General features: G+C 38.5%; 16 protein-coding genes. 13 read left to right on the forward strand and 3 right to left on the reverse strand.

Annotated elements, in window-relative coordinates:
* Positions 1–48: 48 nt before the first annotated feature.
* On the forward strand, positions 49–3,288 hold the full coding sequence (locus BC008_RS47815) for a two-partner secretion domain-containing protein (RefSeq protein ID WP_027845302.1): 3,240 nt from the start codon (positions 49–51) through the stop codon (positions 3,286–3,288).
* A gap of 139 nt (positions 3,289–3,427) precedes the next feature.
* The gene (locus BC008_RS36640; protein ID WP_161938184.1) at positions 3,428–6,010 is read left to right on the forward strand and encodes a CHAT domain-containing protein; all 2,583 of its coding nucleotides are present in this window, start codon (positions 3,428–3,430) and stop codon (positions 6,008–6,010) included.
* Positions 6,011–6,058: 48 nt separating this feature from the next.
* Here the strand turns inward: BC008_RS36640 and BC008_RS36645 are convergent, their stop codons facing one another.
* On the reverse strand, positions 6,059–6,235 hold the full coding sequence (locus BC008_RS36645) for a DUF1427 family protein (protein WP_027845303.1): 177 nt from the start codon (positions 6,233–6,235) through the stop codon (positions 6,059–6,061).
* 236 nt (positions 6,236–6,471) lie between these two features.
* On the opposite strand from BC008_RS36645, the gene BC008_RS36650 reads away from it, so the two are divergent.
* From BC008_RS36650 to BC008_RS36660, 3 genes are all read left to right on the forward strand, one after another.
* Entirely contained in the window at positions 6,472–7,869 is a 1,398-nt protein-coding gene (locus BC008_RS36650; protein WP_027845304.1) for an FAD-dependent oxidoreductase, read from the forward strand.
* A 242-nt stretch (positions 7,870–8,111) separates the two neighbouring features.
* Positions 8,112–8,384 carry a hypothetical protein gene (locus BC008_RS36655; protein WP_153009694.1) on the forward strand — a complete coding sequence of 91 codons (273 nt, stop codon included), beginning with the start codon at positions 8,112–8,114 and terminating at the stop codon, positions 8,382–8,384.
* Positions 8,385–8,574: 190 nt separating this feature from the next.
* Positions 8,575–9,213, forward strand: coding sequence for a response regulator (locus tag BC008_RS36660; RefSeq protein WP_027845306.1), 639 nt, complete (start codon positions 8,575–8,577; stop codon positions 9,211–9,213).
* Between the two features lie 222 nt (positions 9,214–9,435).
* On the opposite strand, the gene groL is transcribed toward BC008_RS36660, so the two are convergent.
* Entirely contained in the window at positions 9,436–11,121 is a 1,686-nt protein-coding gene (gene groL / locus BC008_RS36665) for a chaperonin GroEL (RefSeq protein ID WP_058184170.1), read from the reverse strand.
* Positions 11,122–11,414: 293 nt separating this feature from the next.
* On the opposite strand from groL, the gene BC008_RS36670 reads away from it, so the two are divergent.
* A complete protein-coding gene (locus tag BC008_RS36670) occupies positions 11,415–12,494 on the forward strand; it encodes an MraY family glycosyltransferase (protein WP_027846783.1) in 1,080 nt (359 codons plus the stop codon).
* A 454-nt stretch (positions 12,495–12,948) separates the two neighbouring features.
* Here BC008_RS36670 and fabG read toward each other — a convergent pair whose 3' ends face one another.
* Complete coding sequence (fabG, locus tag BC008_RS36675; protein WP_027845210.1) at positions 12,949–13,731, reverse strand: 3-oxoacyl-[acyl-carrier-protein] reductase; 783 nt, start codon at positions 13,729–13,731, stop codon at positions 12,949–12,951.
* 252 nt (positions 13,732–13,983) lie between these two features.
* Here fabG and trxA point away from each other — a divergent pair, with 252 nt between their 5' ends.
* The 7 genes from trxA to BC008_RS36710 all read left to right on the forward strand — a co-directional run bounded on the left by trxA (position 13,984) and on the right by BC008_RS36710 (position 23,330).
* Positions 13,984–14,301 (forward strand): thioredoxin, encoded by a 318-nt coding sequence (trxA, locus tag BC008_RS36680; RefSeq protein ID WP_027845209.1) that lies wholly within the window; start codon positions 13,984–13,986, stop codon positions 14,299–14,301.
* 667 nt (positions 14,302–14,968) lie between these two features.
* Entirely contained in the window at positions 14,969–16,066 is a 1,098-nt protein-coding gene (locus BC008_RS36685) for a pentapeptide repeat-containing protein (RefSeq protein ID WP_058184171.1), read from the forward strand.
* Positions 16,067–16,259: 193 nt separating this feature from the next.
* Positions 16,260–16,799, forward strand: a complete 540-nt coding sequence (locus BC008_RS36690) for a CBS domain-containing protein (protein ID WP_036267078.1) — start codon at positions 16,260–16,262, stop codon at positions 16,797–16,799.
* 138 nt (positions 16,800–16,937) lie between these two features.
* Positions 16,938–17,189: a hypothetical protein gene (locus BC008_RS36695; protein ID WP_058184172.1), complete on the forward strand. Its 252-nt coding sequence runs from the start codon at positions 16,938–16,940 to the stop codon at positions 17,187–17,189.
* 125 nt (positions 17,190–17,314) lie between these two features.
* Entirely contained in the window at positions 17,315–18,442 is a 1,128-nt protein-coding gene (locus tag BC008_RS36700; protein ID WP_027845208.1) for a saccharopine dehydrogenase family protein, read from the forward strand.
* Positions 18,443–18,614: 172 nt separating this feature from the next.
* Positions 18,615–19,142 carry a DUF4330 domain-containing protein gene (locus tag BC008_RS36705; protein ID WP_027845207.1) on the forward strand — a complete coding sequence of 176 codons (528 nt, stop codon included), beginning with the start codon at positions 18,615–18,617 and terminating at the stop codon, positions 19,140–19,142.
* Between the two features lie 849 nt (positions 19,143–19,991).
* Positions 19,992–23,330, forward strand: coding sequence for a PAS domain S-box protein (locus BC008_RS36710; protein WP_058184173.1), 3,339 nt, complete (start codon positions 19,992–19,994; stop codon positions 23,328–23,330).
* Positions 23,331–23,340: the final 10 nt, after the last annotated feature.

The raw sequence follows: 23,340 nt of genomic DNA on the forward strand, positions 1-23,340 counted from the left end.
TTTATTTAACTCTCACTAACTTTAAATGTTAGAGATCTAGGGTGAGCCATGAATAACGTTTATTTTTCTTTATCACAACTGGAAATCAGAAAGAAAAACAAAAACCTTTATCTGATATTATGCTTGGTATTTTGTTCGTTATTTGGCAATACACCAAAAGTCTCAGCACAATCAACACAAATTCAAATTATCCCGGATACTACTCTTCCCATCAATTCTGTAGTGTCCCCCGATACTAGTGGAAATTTGATTGAAATTACTGGAGGAACAGCTGCAGGAAATAATCTTTTTCACAGCTTTCAACAATTTTCTGTTCTTGATGGTCAAACAGCTTTCTTCAATAATGGATCGAGTATAGGAAGTATTTTCAGTCGGGTTACTGGTAGCTCAGTTTCTAATATTGAAGGGATAATTCGTGCAAATGGGACAGCTAATCTATTTTTTATTAACCCCAAGGGCATTATTTTCGGTCCCAATGCAACTCTGGAGATTGGTGGTTCATTTTTAGGAAGTACTGCAGAAAGTATTAAATTCAGTGATGGTAATTTTTATAGTGCTGTTGACCCCCAAGCACCACCTTTACTAAACATCAATATTCCCGTTGGTTTGCAATATGGTACTGAGCCAGGAAATATTATTGTTGAGGGGACTGGGAATAGTACGGGTTTTGCTGACCCCAGTAATAATGATTATTCTCTAGTTAAAAACTTTCGTCCTTCTGGATTACAAGTAGACCAGGGAAAAAATTTAGCTTTGATTGGAGGTAATATCGCTTTAGATGGGGGAAATCTAACCGCAGCAGAAGGACATATTGAATTAGGTAGTGTTAAGCAGGGTTTAGTTGGACTTAATACTAGTAGTGAAATTTGGACATTTGACTATCAAGGAGTAGCTGGTTTTACAGATATTGCTTTAGCAAATGCAGCTTCAGTGGAAGTTAGTGGTAATAGTAGTGGTACGGTTAACGTTCGCGGACAAAATATTTCTCTAACAGACGCTTCCGCCATTCTCTCTAACACTTCAGGAAATGGAACGGGAGGAAGTATTACTCTTAACGGTGCAGATTCCGTCAGAATTACAGGGGTATCTCAAAACCAAATTCCTTTTGTTTCCTATGTTTCCACAGATACTACAGCAGGTTCAACAGGAGCAGGGGCAGATTTAAATATTGATACCAATTATTTATTAGTTGCTGGCGGCGCTCAAGTAGCTAGTGCTATTTTTGGCAGTGGTAAAGGTGGAAACTTAAGTGTAAATGCAGAGCGGGTAGAGTTAATTGCAGGTTCCCGCGTAGCTGGTTCGAGCGGTCTGTTTGCTCCCATTGTCCCAGGAGCAACTGGTGATGGGGGAAATATTAATGTAGACACCGATAGTTTATTAATCGCTGGAGGAGCCCAAGCTTTTACTCTTTCATTTAGTAATGGTAAAGCAGGGGATTTTAATATTAAGGCACAAGATATTGAACTTAATGGAACTTCTCCTAATGGGACTCCTAGTGGTTTATTTAATAATACTTTTGCCGGTGGAGATGGAGGTAACTTAAGTATTAATACTGATACTTTAAAAGTTATAGACGGTGCTGATATTGGTTCTACCGTTGGAGGCTTAGGAAATGCTGGAAATATCGATATTAAAGCAAATAATATTGAATTAAGCAGCGTTGATTCTTTAACAGACCCCAGTCAAATTTCTGCTTCCGTCCAATCGAGTGCGACAGGAACAGCTGGAGATATTAACATCGAGACTAACAGCCTCAAGCTTAGTGGTGGAACCCAAATAAATTCCAGTGTACTCGGTACCGGACAAGGAGGAAATCTTGCTATTAAAGCCAGCGAGATTAATTTAACTGGATATTCTGCAGTTGCTAACAGATCTACTGGTTTATTTGCAACTGTTATTCCCGGTGCAACCGGTAATAGTGGTAATTTAGCGATCACAACCGATAATTTACAGGTATCAGATGGAGCACAAATTGCTGTTAGTACTGGTGGTTCTGGATCTGCTGGTAATCTTACAGTTACAGCATCCAACTCAGTAGAATTGAGCGGTAATGCAATTCAAGCTGGTGGTGGTAGTAGTGGTTTATTTTCCAGTGCGGTTTTGGGGAATGGAAACGGTGGAAATATAAATTTAACAACCGATAGACTAACTGTAAAAGATGGTGCAACTATTAGTGCAAGTAACTTCTTAAGTGGTAGCAATGCAGATATTTTAGCAGGAACAGGAACCGGTAAAGCAGGAAATATCAATATTAACGCCCCAACCATTGAACTAGATGGAGTAGATACTGATACTCCTGCTAGCATTACAGCTTCAACTTTTGCAGGGGGTGGGGGAAATATTTTTCTTAATAGCAACACAATTACCGCTCAAAATGGCGCTCAAGTAACAGCAGAAACTTTAGGAGAAGGTGCTGGTGGTGCTATTGAAGTTTTTACAAATAATCTAAATCTTACTAGTGGTGCAACTTTCAGTAGTAGTACTGTTGCAGCAGGAGATGCGGGAATAATCTCTGTAAATAGTAACTTGCTGGATATCTCTGCACAAGGAAAAATTACTACTAGCAGTACGGGGACAGGTCAAGCTGGCAATATTAATTTAAATAGCGATCGCATTCAAACAGATGGAGGCTTTATTACTGCAACTTCAGAACAAACAGGTGGTGGTGATATCAATATTTTCAGCAATGAAATTCTATTACGAAATAATAGCTTAATTAGCACCAGCGTTTTAGATAGTAATGGTGGTGGGGGAAATATTTTTATTGATAATTCTAATTTTATTTTGGCACTCAATAATAGCGATATTAGAGCTAATGCTGTATTTGGACCAGGAGGTAATATCGATATTACAACCGAACTTATTTTCACCGATTTAACCAGTGATATTGATGCTTCATCTCAGTTTGGACTTGATGGAGTTGTTGAGATTAAAAGTCCCGAATCAGAAAAAGACTTAGGTACGGGTATCTTACCTGAAGATATTACAGATCCTAGTGGTCTGATTACAGCAGCTTGTCCAAGTAGTGGCGAAAATATTTTTGCAGTTACGGGTAATGGGGGAATTCCCAATAGTCCATATCAGAGTCATTCTCTTAGTTCAAATTGGCACGATCTGCGTCCAGCTACACAACAAACAACCAAAGTAAATACAGCAAAAGTCGCTCCCTCAAGAAAGCCGATTAAAGAAGCTACAGCAACTATCATCAATTCAGATGGTGAGTTAGAATTAGTCGCTTTGAGCCCTTTATCCACACACAATTGGATAAAGTCTAGTTGTCGAGGCTAACCATCTCCTAACCTCCCCTTGGTGAGGAATATCAGTTTTTATAGATTACTAAATTATTTAGCAGTTAGGATTGCCATATCCAAATTTAAGACTATTGAAAATTTAAAAGTATTGAGAAACTTTAATGAAATTAATATTTATGCGTAATTTTATCTTAGGAATTTTGATTGGCTTAGGAATTGTTTGTACTCCCGTAGCAGTTGTTCGTGGTTTACCCCCAACAATAGAACAAAAAATAAATACTGGAAGAGAAGCGATGTTGCGCGGTGATTACTTAAATGCGATCGCCCAATGGGAGAAAGCTAAAAATGAAACATCACGCTTAGAAGCTAAAGATCTAAAAATTGAAGACCTGGAGAGCAAAATACTGATTGATGTTTTTTTGTCCTTGGGCTATCAAGAAATAGGTGATTTAGTCCAAGCACAAAAAGCTATTACTTCAGCAATTAAACTATCAGATAATCAAAAATTAAACTCCACTCTCGTCGCTAAAGTTCTCAATACTCAAGGTAATCTCGAACTCAAACAAAATAATCCCCAAGCAGCAGCTTTAAATTTTCGCAAAGCAAAAGAAATATATCAACAAGAACGAGATACTGAAGGAGAGGTTGGTGCTACAGTTAATGAAGCAATAGCTTTACAAAAACTGGGTAAATACCGCACAGCAAAAAAAAACCTTCAAGAGTTGGAAACAAAGTTAAATTCAATACCAAAACTACTACAGGCATCAGTATATAAAATCTTAGGAATAACCTACGCCACTATTGGAGATTTTCCCACAGCAATCGAAAAACTCGAAGCCAGTATTGCTTTAACCCAGGAAACAGATATAGAAGCAACAGCTAAAACTGGAATTGACTTAGCTGCGGTACTTCAGTTTTCTGAGCCCCAAACTGCTACTAAATTATTGCAAGAAGTCGCATCGGTGTCGAAGAATAGAGAAACCCAAGCTATTGCTTTGCTTAATTCCATTGATATTGACATTGAAAGTCAAAATTGGGAGCGAGCTATTACCACTGCAAATCAGAGTCAAGATTTAATTCTGAACTTACCAAACAATGATTTTGCCAAAATCGATTTAATCAAAAAAATGGCAAAATTAGAGTCTTATACATCTCCTAATTTTAGAGCTTCTCGTCAAAATAAAAGCTCTAGAATTATTGCTTCTAAATCTATCTCTAACAAGCGATCGCAACCCTTAATTAATAACCGACACAAACAGTTGTTAGAAAAAATAGCCCAATCCGCACGATCTAAAGGTACTGCGAGGACAGAATCTTATGCTATTGGGACTTTAGCTTATATAGAGGAACAACAAGGAAATTTAAATCGAGCCATCGAACTCAATAAATATGCTCTCAGCTTAACTGATGCGATTGCTGCTGATGATATAGCTTATCAGTGGGAATGGCAATTAGGAAGAATTTTTAAAACCCAAGGGAAAATCGAGAATGCGATCGTATCCTATCAAAAAGCCGTAAATAATTTGGGTAAGATTCGAGAAGATTTAGTGACTTTCAACCCAGAATCACAGTATTCATTTCGTGAAAGTGTAGAACCTGTCTATCGTCAGTTAGTTGAGTTATTAATTTCTCAACCGACCCAAGATAATCTCATCCAAGCGAGAAAAACTGTAGAATCTTTGCAGATGGCTGAGATGGAGAACTATTTTCGACAAGCTTGCTTACAAGCTAAACCTGAAAAAATCGAGCAATTCGATCCCAAAGCTGCAATTATTTACCCTATAGTCACAGAAAACACTCTTGCAGTTTTAACTTCTATTCCAGGTCAACCGATTAAGCTGCAAATTCAACCAATAACAGCTGCTGACCTTGAAAGTAAAATCATGGGATTAATGGCACAATTTAACCCAGTTTCTTCCGACGAAGAAAGAAAAACTCAGTCTCAAGAATTTTATAATTGGTTGATAAAACCTACACTTAATGACTTAAAAGCAGCAAAAATCAAAACTTTAGTCTTTGTTCTCGATAGTGCTTTGCGTAATCTTCCCGTAGCTGCTCTTTACGATGGTGAAAAATATCTGGTAGAAGATTATGCGATCGCCCTTACCCCAGGGTTACAATTACTACCTTCCAAAGCAATAAATAATAAACGCGTTGAAGCAGTGGTAGGAGCTTTGAGTGAAGCAAATCAGGGATTTTCTGCTCTACCAGCGGTAGAAAATGAAGTGCAAGACATCGCAAACAATGTTAATTCTCAACTTTTACTCAACCAGAAATTTACTAACAATCGTCTTCGTAAGACTTTAAAAGAAACAACCAGCGCACCCATCTTACATTTAGCAACTCATGGTCAATTTAGTTCTAAACCAGAAGAAACATTTATTCTGACTTGGAACGATCGTATCGGAGTTAATGAACTTGAAGAATTACTCAAAGTGCGAGAAGAAACCCCCAAATTAATTCCTATCGAGCTTTTAGTACTGAGTGCTTGTCAAACTGCCGAAGGAGATACTAGATCCGCTTTGGGTATTGCGGGAATTGCCCTCAGGTCGGGGGCAAGAAGCACAGTTGGAACTTTATGGCCAGTATCAGATGAATCAACTTCTATCTTGATGAATGAATTTTATCAGCAAATCAAGAAAACTTCTCAAAATAAAGCCCAAATATTGAGACAAGCGCAGTTAAGGCTAATTAAATCCAAAAAATTCAATCATCCTTTTTATTGGGCTCCATTTGTATTGATCGGAAATTGGACTTGACATCTCCCCCGGTAAAACATGGAGGATTCTAAACTAGTGTAAAAATTTTTACCTAAACATCTTGAAAATTAATTCATAACAATAACCACCCAATAATATACCGAATGCTCCAATTAAACCCAAAAGTGGAGGAACTGGTGCAGGAAGCCTAATCCCAGCAAATACAACACCAATTATCCAGCCACCAAGTAATGCCATTCCTGCCTGTCTAAAGAATTCACTCATAATCTTTCTCTTTATATAACGTTTTATCTTTAATCTGCTAAAGTGCAAGTTTTACTTGAGTTTTAATATCAGTGATTAATATGAGCAGTTAGTGATACATTACTGAGAATTAGCTAAGAATTACCCTCAGAAAGCTTAAGCAATGTAGATTTATTTCTTCTCATAAAAAATAGATATTGCTTCTACCAGGTTTACCCGATAAAATCATCTAGTTAAGAGCATCCCATTGTCAGGGTATGATTGAATCGCTTTTGCAGTCTAATTCACCACAAAATTCAGGAAAAGACAGGAAAGCCATTATTGTTGGTGCAGGTCCAGCAGGAACACTGATGGCATTGTATTTAGCACAGATGAATTGGAGAGTAACCGTATTTGAGCGGAGAGACTTCTATGAAAAAAGTACAGGTAATTTGGGCGGAGTAAACAAATCAGGGCGTTCCTATAACATTGTTCTCACTGAAAGAGGTATATTTGCGCTGCAAGAGGTTGGTGTTGAATTACCTCCTGACCTAAGCGTTACTTTAGCTGGTAATGTCAGACACACAAATAAAGGCATTCGCTTCAATCAACCATTTAATAAAGCTATCTCCGTAAATCGTAATGTTTTGGCAAAGCAACTATTTCAGGAAGGGCGCTGTAGATTTCCAGAACACATAGAATATTACTTTGGTTATCGTTTAGAAAGTATTGATTTCGAGCAAAAGTTAGCAACTTTTCACAAAGAAAACGATTGTATAGAGCGGAATTTTGACTTACTTGTAGGTGCAGATGGGGTTTTCAGTACCGTTAGAGTATTGATGGAAAAATACTTTGACGGCTTTAGCTGCCAGCAAAACTTTGATAAAATGATGTTTAAAGTTTGTCCATTAGGAAAAGTAACAGAATTACCTGATGCTCAACCTCAATGGGATAAATGTTTTCATACCTGGCCTAGTCATGAGCCTGTAACTATTTTAGCTCCGCCCAGTTCCGATGGGTCGCTAAACGGAATTTTAATTATGCCACCAGAGGGAGAATTCACCTTTGATAAACTTAAAACTGAGGCAGAACTAGAAGCTTTATTTCAAGAAAAATTCCCTGATATCTTAGCAGGGAAATCATTACCAGAAGATTGGGCAAAATACTTGCTTGAACAGAAGCCATCCTATGGTGGTATCACTACTATATGTAGTAGTTTACATGGAGGAGATTGTGTCGTACTTGTTGGCGATGCAGGACACTCTGTATGGGCATCTCTCGGACAAGGTTGTAATGTAGCCTTGGAAAGTTGTGTAATTTTGGCACGAACTTTAGAGAAGTATAATGGTGACCTGACTAAGGCTTTACCTGCCTACACTATCAAACGCAAACCAGATACAGATGCGAACGCTAGAATGTCGGAACAGGGATTGGGGAATAATAAGCGGGTAATAAAAACTTTATTTTTCACCAAATTGATGGCAATTTCCCTCTTTCATCAAATTTTACCAAGTTTATTTAAAAAGCCTGCTATTTTTCAAATAGGTCAACCAGATGTCCGCTACAGTGAAATTGAACAGCAAATGCAGATACAAAACAAGCAATTATTAGGAGTGATGCTGTTTTTAATCGGATTTGCAATAATTTTGTCATTATTTGGTTTGAAGCTATTCTGAGTATAGCGAACGACTCTGTATTTCAGTCCCGAGCGGAAAAATTCTGGGAATTTGGCACATATCGCTACAGTAATATTCTAATGCTTCTGCCGTTCGGCTGTCTTTGTAGTGACGGTTTGTGAATTGCGAGATTACCCCAAAAATAATTTTTACGAGATTTGCCAAAACCTTTTGGAAATTTCCTGGGCAAAATGAGTAGTAAAAAATATATTCATTTTGTACAACTAAGGATAATTAAAGAGATGCATAAAGCTAAATCTGTAACAACTAGACCCAATAATAAAGTGATGGCTGCAACATTTGCCTCTGCAGTTGGTTCAATTGGTGGAATTATTGTTACTGCTTCCACACTTCCAGCACTGGAAAATATTGGGATCGTAATTCCCCAACAAGACCAACAAGCTTTCAAAGTTGCTGTTGCTAGTGTATTTACTGCCGGTGCGACATTTACACTTGGTTATCTTACACCTCCAGGATTAGAAGATGGTATAAAGGTTGATCCTGAAGATGGGTAAAAATATACCTGTCTTGTAAATAAATAAACAATAGTTCAGCAAGTAAAATTATTTATACACTTAATCCTAAATTATATTAAATCCCAGTCTTATCAACAAAGAGTTCTCTGAGCAAAACTGTTTGGGAAAATATATTTGATGGACAAAGACTAGAATCAGGATGGTTCAACAAATAATCCCATCTATAATTATGATTCGGTTATTACTAGCAGATGACCAACCACTATTTAGACAGGGACTAGCTTCTTTGCTATCCCTAGAAGAAGATTTAGAAGTTGTGGGAGAAGCCAATCACGGGAAAGAAGCTATTACCCTAGCTGAAACTTTACAACCTGACGTAATTCTAATGGATGTAAGGATGCCAATTTGTGATGGGGTGATAGCAACACGCGAAATTCACAATCGTTTTCCCTGGATTAAAATCTTGGTGCTCACAACTTTTGATGAAGATGATTATATTTGGGAGTCTTTACAAGCCGGAGCACTTGGTTATCTCCTTAAAAGTACTCCAGCTTTACAACTTGCAGCAGCCATACGAACTTTATCTCAAGGACATTCTCAACTTGGTCCAACCATAGCACCTAAAGTTTTTGCCCAGCTACGTCCACCCGTAGTAAGTAAGCAAAATTCCTATGAAAATCTTTTTAGCGAACGAGAGTTGGATGTTTTGCGCTTAATTAGCCAGGGTAAGAATAACCGTGAAATAGCTAAAGCACTGTATCTGACTGAGGGTACCGTGAAGAATTATGTGACGCAGATTTTAGGAAGACTTGAACTTCGCGATCGCACTCAAGCAGCTCTATGGGCCAAAGAGAATATGAATATTTAAATTAAAATAATAATTCAATATAATTTTTTGATATTTACCAATTACCAATTACCAATTACCAATTACCATTCGCCGTTAGGCGCGGGCGTATACCAATTCTCAAATAAATAATGTAGAGACTTAGCTATTTGCCTTTGCCCCTACATTATCATTTTATTTTGGCAGCAAGCTCGATATCACTGCACGGGTAATGCTCAAAATATGGCTAGATATAGCTGTAACCTACATCATTCCCATACCGGGCATACCCATACCCATGCCACCCATGCCGCCCATGCCGCCCATGCCGCCCATGCCGCCCATATCGGGAGCGCCAGCAGCAGGTTTCTTCTCAGGTTTTTCAACTACGATTGCTTCGGTGGTCAAAACCATTCCAGCAATAGAAGAAGCATTTTGTAGAGAAGAACGAACAACTTTAGCAGGATCGATAATACCTGCAGCAATCAAATCTTCAAACTCACCGGTCGCAGCATTGTAACCAATGTTGAATTCAGTTTCTTTGACTTTAGAAACGATTACTGAACCTTCTACACCTGCATTATCAGAAATTTGGCGTAGGGGAGCTTCCAAACAACGAGCAACAATATCTGCACCAATTTTCTCATCTTCAGAAAGTGTAGCTTTGATTTCTTCTACTTTCTGGGAGAGATGGATTAAGGTTGTTCCACCACCAGGGACAATACCTTCATCTACTGCAGCTTTGGTCGCATTTAGAGCATCTTCGATGCGGAGTTTGCGATCTTTTAGTTCGGTTTCAGTGGCTGCACCAACTTTAATGACTGCAACTCCACCTGCTAATTTGGCAATGCGCTCTTGCAATTTTTCGCTATCGTACTCAGAATCAGTTTGTTCCAATTGCTTGCGGATTTGCTCGATTCGCTTTTGTACGTCTTTTTTGGTGACATCGCTAGCAGCAACGATGGTGGTATTTTCCTTATCGATTTCGATTTTACGGGCAGTTCCCAACATCTCTAAAGATGCGGTATCCAAACTCAAACCGATTTCTTCGGAAATCATTTGTCCGCCAGTTAAAACCGCGATGTCTTGTAACATTGCTTTGCGACGTTCGCCAAAACCTGGAGCTTTAATTGCACAACCAGATAAAACACCCCTTGCTTTGTTAACAACTAAAGTTGCTAAAGCTTCTCCTTCGACATCTTCAGCAATAATCAACAAAGGTTGACCGCTACGAGCAACTTTTTCCAGTACTGGAACTAAATCTTGAATGTTGCTGATTTTTTTGTCGGTAATTAAAATACGGGCATTTTCAAACTCTACTGTCATCCGCTCGTTATTGGTGATGAAGTAGGGAGAAATGTAACCCCGGTCGATTTGCATCCCTTCAACTACTTCTAATTCAGTTGAGAGAGATTTTGATTCCTCAACGGTAATGACACCATCTTTGGTGACCTTTTCCATCGCTTCAGCAATCATGCTACCGACTTCTTCATCGTTTCCAGCCGATACAGTGGCAACTTGAGCGATCGCACTACCTTCTACTGGCTTAGAAATCTTGGCAATTTCTTCTACCAAAATTTCAACAGTTTTATCAATTCCCCGTTTTAAACTGATGGGGTTGCTACCAGCGGCTACATTTTTCAAGCCTTCTTTAATCATGGCTTGAGCCAAAACTGTGGCGGTGGTTGTACCATCTCCAGCCACATCCTTAGTTTTGGATGCCACTTCCTGGATTAATCTTGCACCAGTATTTTCCAAAGGGTCTTGAAGTTCAATTTCTTTGGCAACAGTGATACCATCATTAACAATTTGGGGGGAACCAAATTTCTTTTCGAGAAGAACATTACGACCTTTAGGTCCTAGAGTGATTTTAACAGCATCAGCAAGAGCGTTAATTCCGCTCTCTAATGACCGCCGAGATTGTTCGTCAAAAGAAACTATTTTTGCCATTCTTTCATCAAAGAGTGCTTTCTGTCTAACAATTTAGCACTCAGAGGCGAAGAGTGCTAACTATAATTTTGACTTTTTTTCCTGTGAACCCGTAAATAACGGATGAATTAAACAAGAAAAGGAGATTATATCTTTAATATTCTTTTTGTACTTTGGGATTTATCCTAATTCTCAGACTCACTTGTAAGAAATATAAATTCAGATCGAGGTAGAAAATACAATATTCGCGGAACAAACAGACTAATATATCAGTTAATATTCATAGAAATTGACAAATATAGTTGATTTGGGGGATGAAATTATACGACTCCCTGCAGGCAATCGGAATTGCCGATCCCTACGGTTCCGGCTGGTTGGCAGTAGTTTTCACTTTTTTCTTGGCTTGGTTGGTAACATGGCGTCTAATGCCAATAGTACGTAAATTTGCTTTGCAGGTTGGTTGGGCTGACCAACCAAATGCAAGACGATTAAATCGAGAACCTTTGCCTAATGCTGGCGGTTTGGCTATTTATGCTGGAGCGATCGCTGCTATTGTTTTGGCAACTCTTTTACGTCCGATCGAACTACACAGTGTTTTGGCACAAGTGTTAACGATTTTGTTAGGCGGTTCCATCCTAGTTCTGGTTGGATTCATTGACGACCAATTCAGTTTGCCAGCATCATTTCGCTTATTGATCCAAATTTTAACTGCTTTGTTGCTGTTTGCTAATGGTATTAGTTTTCAGTTAACCTTTGGTACTCCTATAGATCCATTCCTCTCAATGCTGCTAACAGTATTTTGGGTAGTGGGAATCACCAATGCGATCAATTTAATGGATGGTATGGATGGTTTAGTGGGAGGGGTCAGTTTTATTACTTCGATTAGTTTATTAGCAGTTTCAGCACAATTTCCCAACCGCGCTGCAGCGACTTTAATACTTGCTGCTTTATCTGGCGCTGCGCTGGGATTTTTACGACATAATTTTCATCCTTCCCGAATTATTATGGGTGATGCTGGTGCCTACTTTTTTGGTTATGTGCTAGCAGCCACAAGTATTTTGGGAGAATTACAAACCACAACAGTTGTTACCTTGGTACCGCCAGTTTTATTTTTGTTGTTGCCGGTACTAGATACATCTCAAGTATTTATCCGCCGATTAATGGCAGGAAAAAACCCATTAACAACACCAGGAAAAGATCATTTACATCATCGCTTATTAGCTTGGGGATTATCCCAACGTCGTGCTGCTTTTGCATTGTGGTTTGTAACTTGGATTTTTAATTTACTGGCTATGAGAATCAGAGGTATGAGTATCAGTGTAATACTTGCAACTACAGCTAGTATTCTTATGTTATTAGGATTTGCAATTTGGCAAAGAATGCACAAAGTTTGACAAACGTCAGTGAACAGTTAACAGTTTATGGCTAATGCCACGCCCTCGCGGGCTACAGGGAACAGTTAACAGCAAATACAAAATAAATCAAAAAAATTGATAACTGTTAGCGGATCCGTAGGTAGCGTAGCTATAGCGTGCGCGTTCCTAGCGTAAGCGTACCGTAGGTATTGCGCATTAACTGTAGCCCGTAAGGGCGTGGCGTAAGCCATAAACTGTTAGCGGATCCGTAGGTAGCGTAGCTATAGCGTGCGCGTTCCTAGCGTAAGCGTACCGTAGGTATTGCGCATTAACTGTTAGCGCAGCGTGCGCGACAGCGCATTAACTGATAACTGGTAACTGACAACTGACAACTGTTTTAAGCCATCACCATTCCACCATCCACATTAAAANTAGCGCAGCGTGCGCGACAGCGCATTAACTGATAACTGGTAACTGACAACTGACAACTGTTTTAAGCCATCACCATTCCACCATCCACATTAAAAACTTGTCCTGTAATGTAAGCAGCGGCGGGGTCCGAGGCTAAAAAGCGCACCATCCCCGCCACTTCTTCTGGTTTTCCAAAGCGACCGAGAGGAATATATTTGAGAATTTCATCATTTTTGAGGTCATTAGTCATATCAGTAGCAATAAAACCTGGCGCGACTGCGTTGACTGTAATTTCACGAGCAGCAAATTCTTTGGCGAGGGTTTTAGTTAAACCAATCACACCTGCTTTCGCCGCGCTATAGTTAGCCTGTCCCGGATTACCCATTTGTCCGGCAACCGAAGCTATATTAATAATCCGCCCAGAACGTTGCTTCAGCATAATCTTACTAGTCGCACGGGTGCAGAGGAAAACACCAGTTAAGTTGAGGTCAATGACTGCTTGCCAATCCTCTGGTTTCATTCGTAATAGCAGTGTATCGCGAGTAATACCTGCATTATTTACCAAAATATCAACACGCTTGAATTTTTCCATTACAGCCTTTATTAGTGCATCCACTTGTTCGGCTTTGGAAACATCTGCTTGAAGAGCGATCGCACTTCCGCCAGCCTTAGTAATTGCTTCGACTAATTCTTCAGCCGCACCACTAGAAGATGCATAGTTTACCGCAACTGTAGCTCCCATTTTTGCTAATTCTAGGGCGATCGCCCGTCCGATTCCCCGTGATGCACCGGTGACAACAGCCACTTGGGAACGTAGGGTTTGTAAATTTTCTGGTAATACTTCCGATAATTCAAGCACTGCCATTTATCTGTTCCTATTAATTTTCAATCATTGCGTTCTAATCGCTATCATCATAGAGCGATTATTCATTAAAAATTAAGATTATTTTAGAGATTAGCGACTAGGGATTAGGGATTGGGGATAGAAACTAAAGATTAGTAATCCCAGTCGCCAGTCGCCATATGCCGCTTGCGGCGGCACGCAGTGCTATCCCTAATTCCAAATTCTTGATAAACACACTACTATTAAGCAGTAGTATTAAAGCGGTAAGAACATATGTCTGTGAAAAAGAAATTTAACAGCTTTGAGGAAATGCTGTCTGGTTCTGACTTACCAGTACTAGTGGATTTTTATGCGGCTTGGTGTGGACCATGTCAAATGATGGTGCCGATTTTGGAACAAGTAAATGCTCAACTTCAAGGAAAAATGAAGATAGTAAAAATTGATACCGACAAGTATCCCCAACTAGCAAGTCAGTATCAAATCGAAGCTTTACCCACTTTAGTTTTATTTAAGAAAGGTGAAGCTGTAGAAAGAATTGAAGGTTTACTTCAAGCACCACAACTGGTACAGCACCTTGAAAGACTACTTTAGCTAGAAACGAATAAATTTTAAGCAAAATCCAATCATTACTAGCTCGTCAATTGTTTATTATTTGTTTTAATTTAAGCTTCCCCGATTCTTGTATACGGGGATACTTTTATTTATTATTTTTATTTGTCTCCCCACTGGTATGTGTGGGGCACATAATCAACGATGGCAGAAGTTGAGAATTCATATTTCAAATTTGAAATATATCTTAACATATCTAATTAAAATCAAAAAATAAAAAAACATAGACAAATTTAACTGACAACATGTAGCTTTATTGCTTGATAGTTTGTTATTAACTGTCTAATATCAATTAATTATAAACAATTAATCAAATAAGTAAGCAATGTATTAGTGAGTACTAATATTTTCAGCGTGTCAAAAACATAAAATGCCTTTGCCTAGAAAATTTTTAGAGTATCAAAATTCATAATTTACGCTGTATTTAGCAGAGTCTATTGTAAGTATTAATTACCGTATATTTTTGCTACATCAAGTATTGCATTCTATTTAAAGGAATATCATAAATACAGGCGCTGATATAGCTTATACAATATCTAGTTTAGCCACGCAAGCAGAGTGATTCTGTCAAGCTTGACCTTAGTGTTGCTAAATTCTATAAACTGATGGTCGTGTTCCTAGGCTATAAGTTAAAAATAAAAAAAATTCAATGAATACTAAAAATAATAAGTGTATATTTAATCTTATTGAAAGAATAAGTATTTTTATAAGTATAGTTGCTGGTGTAACCGGAGTTGTAACTTTCTGGTGGATATTGGATGAGAGAAAAGAAGAAAGAATATTTAAAGCTTGGGAAGTAGTTAGAGAGGGTAAAGGCTCTCAAAGTGGAGTGGTGCGGTTAGCACTTGAAAGACTATATAAGGAAGATTTTAGTCTTGCAGGGATTAATGTTAGTAAAACTAACCTATCCAAAATTCAATTAAATAATGCTAACCTCAAAAACTCCTATTTTGAAGGTACGAACCTTAAGGGTGCGAACCTTAGGAATTCCTATTTTGAAGGTGCAGACCTGAGGAATACGAATCTCAGTGGTGCGGACCTGAAAGATGCAAACCTCACTTTTGCAAAAATAGATGGTGCAAATATGATTGGTAGTAATCTCGAGAACTCCAATCTCAGCAATATCAAACTCCCAATTAGTGGCGAACTCAAAATAACTATAACCAATCTTAGTCAAGCTAACCTCATTAACGCCAATCTTAGCAGCGGAAATTTTAGTGGTGCTGACTTCAGCAGCGCCAACCTGAGCAGAGCCAACCTCCAAAGTACCAACCTCACCAAGAGCAACTTCAGTGGTGCTAATCTGCAGAGTAGCAACCTGATGTATGCCAACCTCAGTAATGCAAACCTAAGTAATGTGGAACTCTACGGTGCAAATTTCAGTGGTGCGATTCTTTTGGAGACCAATTTTAGTAGTACTAAGCAACTCAGAAATGCTAACTTTGGAGATGCTAATCTCAGCATTGTTAACCTCAGTCATACCGATCTCAGTGGTGTAAATCTAAGCTATTCCAACCTATATCGTGTCAACCTCAATGGAGCTAATATGAGTAATACAAATCTTAGTGGAGCAAATATTATTGGAGCCAATCTGAGTAATACTATCTTTGAAGGTGCAAATGTTAAAAATGCTAAATTTAGGAATAACTTGGGAATCTCTGAAAGAATAAAGCTGGATTTAATTCGACGGGGTGCAATATTTGAAGAGTCTGCAGATAAACCCATACTACAGAAACTTCAAAAATGAATTATCCCTCATGCACCTAAAACTAATGGAGTTTAAAAATAGGATTTTTCTATCATTTTTTCGGATAAATCTTTCAAAGATGGCGAATTATCTCGACGCACAAAATGGCATACAATATTTATGGGATTTCCACATGTAAATAAGAATTATCAATATAAACCATCACTTTGATCTACAGGGGGAGTAAATAGCCATGATGAAAGCAGAAGAAATCATGACCAAAGAGGTGGTGACTATTACTGGTTCAGCAACGGTTGCTGAAGCTGTGACTTTAATGAAAGACAAAGGGCTACGTGCCTTAATAGTTGAACGTCGTCACGATAATGACCCCTACGGAATGGTAACAGAAAGCGATATTATTTATAAAATCGCTGCATATGGTGAAGATCCAAAAAAAATCCGGGTCTACGAAATTATGACCAAGCCCTGCATTACCGTAAACCCTGAGTTGGGAGTAGAGTATGTCGCCCGTTTATTTGCTAATACCGGAATTCGCCGTGCTCCTGTGATAAAAGATACTTTGCTTGGCATTGTTTCTATTACAGATATTCTCAAAAAAAGTGACTTTGTTGAGGAACCCCGAAGAATTTATCTCGAAGATGCAATTGAAGCAGCAAGAGATGATGCAAGAGCTATTTGTGAAGCGAAGGGACCAACCTCAAAAGAATGTGCTGCAGCTTGGGATGTTGTAGAAGAGTTGCAAGCAGAAGCAGCAAGTAGAAGAGCAAAATAAAGTACAATCTAAGTTAGATATTAAGTCAATAACTCAGGGCTAAAGCCACTGAGCTTGTAAGAGACAGTTCTTACTGAGAATTGACTAGGCTATAAGCCGTTAACTGTAATTCGTCGCCCTCCCGTCAGTCGTCGTCAGTTGCATTTACTGCAATTTAGTAAAGGTGCTAAACGTCGCAAGTATGGTGGGACTGTTACCAAGCACGGATTCAGGAAAGGTGATTATGCTGAAGCGACCCAAGGAAAGAAAACCGTTAGGGGCTGGGTTAGTGGTGACACTAAAACGCAAGTTTCTGTTAGCAATTCTGACTGGAAACGGCTTGGTCAGTTTTCTAGAAATAAAGTTCAACTACTTAAACGTTCCACTGGCTTAATTGTTCAATGTGGTTAAAACCACCGGGGCGTTTTTCCTCCCAGTTATGATGAATAAGCTGGGTTTCCTTAGCGCAGCGACGCGTTAGCATAAACTACCGAGAAATTTTTATGAAATAAAAAAGGGGTGTTTATTTTGAAATAATGACCAACAAAGTTCTAATCTTAGGAGGAAATGGGCGCATCGGTGGTAGCGTCGCCCAAGATATTGCAACTAATACAGACTCAGAAGTGATTCTTACTGGGCGTAGCACTGCAAGTAAAATTAGAGATATTCAATTAAACCATCAACCAAATCATAAATTAAATCCTCAATTGCGGTTCCTCAGTTTGGATTTAGCGAATATTGACAAATTGGCATCAGAAATCGCTAAATCTAATTTAGTAATTCACTGTGCTGGTCCTTTTCATCACCGGGATACTAAGGTTTTAGAGCTATGCATTAAGCAGGGTGTGAATTATCTGGATGTTAGCGACCACCGTTCCTACACTATTAGAGCCTTAGAACACCACAAAGATGCAGTTAATGCAAATGTGACTGCAATTGTAAACACCGGGATATTTCCAGGAATATCTAATAGTATGGTGCGACAATGCGTTGAGCAGTTCGATGAACCGGAGAAAATTCATTTGAGTTACGTAGTTTCTGGTTCCGGTGGAGCTGGTGTCACAGTAATGCGTACAACATTTTTAGGTTTGCAAAATTCCTTTGAAGCATGGATAGAGGGTGATTGGAAAATCATCAAACCATATACTGATCGCGAAATTATTGATTTCCCATCACCCTACGGAGCTAATGGTGTGTATTGGTATGATATGCCGGAGACCTACACTCTTCCGAAGTCTTTTCCCCGTGTGAGTAGTGTTATTACTAAGTTTGGTTCTGTTCCTGACTTTTATAACCATTTGACCTGGATCGCCGCACATGTTTTCCCTCGCTCGTGGCTGAGAAATTCGAGGGGAATCGAGTTTTTATCCCATGTTAGTCATTTGATGACAGATGTCACTGATCGCTTTAGTGGAATTGGAGTTGCAGTTTGTGCAGAAGTAACTGGAACCAAAAATGGTAATTCTCTTGTCTGTAGGGCAAATTTAATCCATGAAAATACAGCGATCGCAGCAGGGTGTGGTACCGGTACCATAGCTCAATTATTATTAGAAGGTAAATTGAGAAAAGCTGGAGTTTTTCCGGTGGAAGAAGCACTTCCAACGAATCTGTTTTTGGAAAGTATGGAAACTAGGGGTATTAATATTAATCAAGACTGGATTTAAATTTATTGTTTCAACCTAATTACTCGGTGTGATATTTAAATATTTAATAATGATGTTCAAATAAACCAGCTTTATTTTGATAAAGTTATGAACTGTTAGATTTATTGGGTAAATGGTTAAATACAAACCCAATTGACAAACATGTTTGTCGTATAAGTAGGAACTTGTATAGATGAGGAGTTTTGGTTTGTTTCAGCAGTTTATAGATATATTGAAGCGATTTAGTTGGAGTATATTACTCGCAGTAGTATTAATATTAACATCAGTTTTATTTACACCAGGTGTACTTAATTCCCCAACTTATGCTACAGCTTCAACTCAGCCTGTAGAGTTAGATTTATTGGTGAAGTATTTGAGTATTAGTCGCCCTCAAGATTTAGTGAATCAAGAGTTGAAAAATGGAGTCAATACTGATATTACAATCAAAAACCAACCTGCTGGTCAAATGCAGATCAAATCTGTTCAACTAATACCAATTACTACTGCTGTAACTCAACCAGATGGTTCGGTCAAAGAATTAGAGGATCCTACGGCTCGTTTTCTAACAAACATGTTAGTAACTTTATCAAGTAGCGCTGAAGTGAAAGATGATGCTTCATTTGTAGGTGATAGTAAATTAAAAATAGGTATGCCTGCCACAATGGAAGGTTTTAATTACTATTTCCGAGGCAATATCATTGATGTCAGATTGGATAAATAATTATGAGTAATGAGTAATAGTAATGTTAGCGGCTCTGTAGGTAGCGCAGCTAGAGGCCGGAGGCTAGAGGCTATGCCGACGCCAAAGGCTCTGACTAACGTCACCTTGCGAATCTGCCGATGCCGTGATATGCGCCAGAGGCGTTAGTACGCATCCTACGGATGTTAGCGTTGCTAGCGTAGCGTACCGTAGGTATTGCGTGACGTAGTCATACAGCTTGCTGCGTCTAAACACCACACCGCAGGTACCCCTCAGGCTCTAGCTATAGCGGGACGAGTTGGGGCGTAAGCACAGACTAATGAGGGTGTCTACAGCGCACGGTAATGAGTAATGAGTCAGTTAGTGGCTAATGTTTAGCTAGCGGCTAGCAGAACTTAACGTGGCGTAAAATGTACCGTAGGTTTCCCGGACTGTAACAGCACAAAGTTGTGAGTAATTAATAATTATTTTAAAAAGTTAATTAACTATAAACTGATAGTACCCACGGGTGATAATAATTTTGGAATATATCTATTTATATTGTAATAAAAATTCACAAAAGATATCGAAAGTTGAAAAATCGCTACAATATTTATATCGCCTATTTTTAAAGATGATATATAGCGAGTTGGCAATAAGTAAGGTAAAAGAATAGTAATAAAGCCTAATATCAAAAATATTGGATTCCTTCCCATCCAAATTCCTTTTGTCTTCTGACTTTTACAATCCCGCTATAAGTTATTGTTTTTAAATTTTTCAACTGTTATTCCCTTATTTTTAATTTGTGGGGTGGGTTGTATTTTACGGTAACTCGAATAGGTGTGGTATATGTAATAATCTTACCTTGGGTTTTCCTGAGGCAAATTAGCCATGGAACCTAACAACAAGCTGATTGATTTTTGTGATTTAAATGGTGTTATTGATGTTTCCCCATTGACCGTTACACCGGACACTTTAGTTGTCGATGCAATTCCTTTGATGATGCATGAAGGACAAAATCGTAGTAACAAATTTGGGGTGCGGGGAAAATTATCACAACCAAATAAAACTGATCGCAACCCGAAAGATTATGTGTTGGTAGTAGAAGGGTTGTCTTTAGTAGGAATATTTACACATATAGATATTGTCAGGCTTGCTGGTTCTGGAATAAATTTCTCCGGTGTGAGAATCTCTGAGGTAATGACTCAGCAAGTCATAAGTTTAAAGATATATCCGAATCATGATATTTTCACTGTGCAATCGCTCATGCATCGACATGGGATTCACCATTTACCGATTTTAGATCGGCAAAATAAATTGGTTGGTATTATTACTCAAAATCATTTACAGCAAGTATTTGGTTCGGAAGAGAAAACCGATCTTATTCCAGGATTACAAAAACAATTAAAATCACAGGAAAATCATTTAAAAGAATTACAAGAAGAGCTATATCAAACTCGTTCTGAGTTAAAACAGCAAGTTAATATATTTGAAAAAGCAAAAATTTGTTGTAAACGGGAAATTAAAGTCCGCTCTCAAATAGAAGCTCAAATCAACTTTCAGGCAAATGTTCTCGCCCACGTAAGTGATGCAGTAATCGCCATTGATAACGAACATCACGTCGTTTATTTAAACAGACGAGCAGAGCAATTGTACAATATTGAAGCAGATGAATTTATTGGTCGGCATTTAGAAGAAGTTTATAAGTATCAATGGATCGATAACGAAGATAAGTATTTAGCTGACAATGCTTTGTTAACACAAGGATGGTGGCAAGGAGAAAATATTCATATTAAAAATAATGGTCAAGAAATTCATGTAGATTTATCAATTAGTTTTCTTCAAGACAACAGTGGAAATAAAATTGGTTTACTTGCGGTTATTCGGGATATAACTAAACGCAAACAAGTAGAAAAAAAACTCCGACGTACTGAGGCTTTGCTACAGGAAGCACAACGAGTAGCAAAGATGGGAAGTTGGTCTTGGGACTTAAATACTGGTGAGAAATGGTGGTCAGAAGAATTTTATCGATTTACTAATTTAAATCAAGATAGCCCAATACCCAATATCGAAGTGGCAAATCAATTTATTCATTCTGCAGATCGAGCAAGGGTGAATAAAATTACTAAAGCTGCCTTGGAACAAGGTATTCCTTATGAAACAGAGTTTCGCTTTCTACGTCCCGATAGTACTGTTGGTTATGCCTTTTCTTGCGGACGAGTAGACAAAGATGCCCAAGGAAGGGTTGTACGTTTTTACGGGATTTCTCAGGACATCAGTGAATACAAGCAAGTAGAAGAAGCATTACGAGAAAGTAAAGAGCGTTACCGCGATCTAGCTCAAAAATTACATTCTCTTACTGTCAATGCACCCATTTATATTTATGAACTGGATCGCAACGGTAGAATTATCTTTGCAAATCGTACCAATGAGTGCGTATCTCAAGAAAAGTTACTAGGCAGCTTAGTCACAAAATGGTTTCCCCCAGATCAACGTTCTAGCATTGATTCGGTTTTAGAGCAGGTTTTTACCACCCAACAAGTTCAAGAAATAGAGTACGCAATCCCCGACCGACAAGGTGATACTCGCTTCTATAAAACCCAAATTGCACCAAATCAAGTTCAAGGAAAAGCCACAACTGCCGTACTGATTGCTAGTGATATTACCGAGCGCAAGCTTGCAGAAGAAAAAATTGCCGAACAGGCTGCATTACTTGATGTTACTACAGATGCGATTTTGCTCCGAAGTTTGTCGGGCGAGATAATATACTATAATCAAGCAGCTGAAAGCATGTATGGCTGGACGTCACAGGAAGCAATTGGTCAGGTTGCAGACGAACTTTTATACAAAGAAATTTCACCGGAATTAACCGAAGCACTCCAAACAATCAAGGATAAACATTCGTGGCAAGGTGAGCTACATAAAATCACTAAAGAAGGTAGGGAAATAATCGTTGCTAGCCGTTGGACCTTGGTAAAAGATAAGTTAGGAAATCCCAAATCTATCCTTACAGTTGACACTGATATTACTGAGAAAAAGCAACTAGAGAAACAGTTTCTCCGGGCTCAGCGCCTAGAAAGTCTTGGGACTTTGGCAAGTGGTATTGCTCACGATTTAAATAATATTTTGACACCGATTTTGGCAGTTTCACAATTATTACCTCTCAAGGTGACTAATCTTGATCGAAGTTCCCAAGACATGTTGAAAATGCTAGAAAGCAGTGCCAAACGGGGTGCGAACCTAGTTAAACAGATTTTGTCCTTCGCCCGTGGTAATGAAGCTAGGCGCACAATTTTACAAGTTAAGCATTTATTGAGGGATATCGAGCAATTTGTCAAAGGAACATTTCCTAAGTTTATTGAAATTGAAAGGAATTTACCGCGAGATTTATGGACAGTTGCAGCAGACCCTACCCAGTTGCATCAGGTATTTATGAATTTAGTAGTTAATGCCCGGGATGCCATGCCTGATGGTGGTACTTTAAGTATTCTGGCTGAGAATATTTTTGTTGATGAAAGTTATGCCAGGATGAATATTGATGCTAAGGTTGGGCCTTATGTTGTCGTAACAATTGCCGATACTGGAGTTGGTATTCCCCCGGAAAATATTGACAGGATTTTTGATCCATTTTTCACTACAAAAGATGTCGGTAAAGGTACAGGCTTGGGTTTATCTACGGTATTGGGTATTATTAAAAACCATGACGGATTTGTGAAGATATCCAGTGAATTGGGAAATGGTAGTCAGTTTCAAGTATATTTACCCAGTCAAGAAGGGCTTGTTTCAGACAAAGAACAGGATCTACAAGGATTAGTAGGAAAGGGAGAAGTAATTTTAGTAATTGATGACGAAGCAAAAATTTGTGAAATTATTAAAACCACCCTGGAAAACTATAACTTACAAGTACTCACCGCAAAAGATGGAATAGAAGGAATTTCTGTTTACGCTAACCACAAAGATGACATTAGTATTGTGCTAACAGATATGATGATGCCTATAATGGATGGTGCAACTACTATTCGTACTTTGCAAAGAATAAATCCACGAGTAAAGATTATTGCTACCAGTGGTTTAGCCTCTACAGAGGCTTTAGCAAAAACTGTAGGGACTGGAGTTCAAGGATTTTTAGCTAAACCTTTCACGGCGTGTGAATTAGTAAAAGCCATAGCAGAAGTTTTGCCTGAATGTGACCAATCTTTAGTAGAAACTTTCCAAGATAAGAAGTTGTGAAAAATACGTT

Origin of the sequence: Mastigocoleus testarum BC008 (assembly GCF_001456025.1) — a bacterium.
GTDB classification, from domain to species: domain Bacteria; phylum Cyanobacteriota; class Cyanobacteriia; order Cyanobacteriales; family Nostocaceae; genus Mastigocoleus; species Mastigocoleus testarum.

Bases quoted from the DNA above. Each gene is read 5' to 3' on its own strand.
- BC008_RS47815 (WP_027845302.1), top strand. From the start codon at position 49: ATGAATAACGTTTATTTTTCTTTATCACAACTGGAAATCAGAAAGAAA.
- BC008_RS36640 (WP_161938184.1), top strand. From the start codon at position 3,428: ATGCGTAATTTTATCTTAGGAATTTTGATTGGCTTAGGAATTGTTTGT.
- BC008_RS36645 (WP_027845303.1), bottom strand. From the start codon at position 6,235: ATGAGTGAATTCTTTAGACAGGCAGGAATGGCATTACTTGGTGGCTGG.
- BC008_RS36650 (WP_027845304.1), top strand. From the start codon at position 6,472: ATGATTGAATCGCTTTTGCAGTCTAATTCACCACAAAATTCAGGAAAA.
- BC008_RS36655 (WP_153009694.1), top strand. From the start codon at position 8,112: ATGCATAAAGCTAAATCTGTAACAACTAGACCCAATAATAAAGTGATG.
- BC008_RS36660 (WP_027845306.1), top strand. From the start codon at position 8,575: ATGATTCGGTTATTACTAGCAGATGACCAACCACTATTTAGACAGGGA.
- groL (WP_058184170.1), bottom strand. From the start codon at position 11,121: ATGGCAAAAATAGTTTCTTTTGACGAACAATCTCGGCGGTCATTAGAG.
- BC008_RS36670 (WP_027846783.1), top strand. From the start codon at position 11,415: ATGAAATTATACGACTCCCTGCAGGCAATCGGAATTGCCGATCCCTAC.
- fabG (WP_027845210.1), bottom strand. From the start codon at position 13,731: ATGGCAGTGCTTGAATTATCGGAAGTATTACCAGAAAATTTACAAACC.
- trxA (WP_027845209.1), top strand. From the start codon at position 13,984: ATGTCTGTGAAAAAGAAATTTAACAGCTTTGAGGAAATGCTGTCTGGT.
- BC008_RS36685 (WP_058184171.1), top strand. From the start codon at position 14,969: ATGAATACTAAAAATAATAAGTGTATATTTAATCTTATTGAAAGAATA.
- BC008_RS36690 (WP_036267078.1), top strand. From the start codon at position 16,260: ATGATGAAAGCAGAAGAAATCATGACCAAAGAGGTGGTGACTATTACT.
- BC008_RS36700 (WP_027845208.1), top strand. From the start codon at position 17,315: ATGACCAACAAAGTTCTAATCTTAGGAGGAAATGGGCGCATCGGTGGT.
- BC008_RS36705 (WP_027845207.1), top strand. From the start codon at position 18,615: ATGAGGAGTTTTGGTTTGTTTCAGCAGTTTATAGATATATTGAAGCGA.
- BC008_RS36710 (WP_058184173.1), top strand. From the start codon at position 19,992: ATGGAACCTAACAACAAGCTGATTGATTTTTGTGATTTAAATGGTGTT.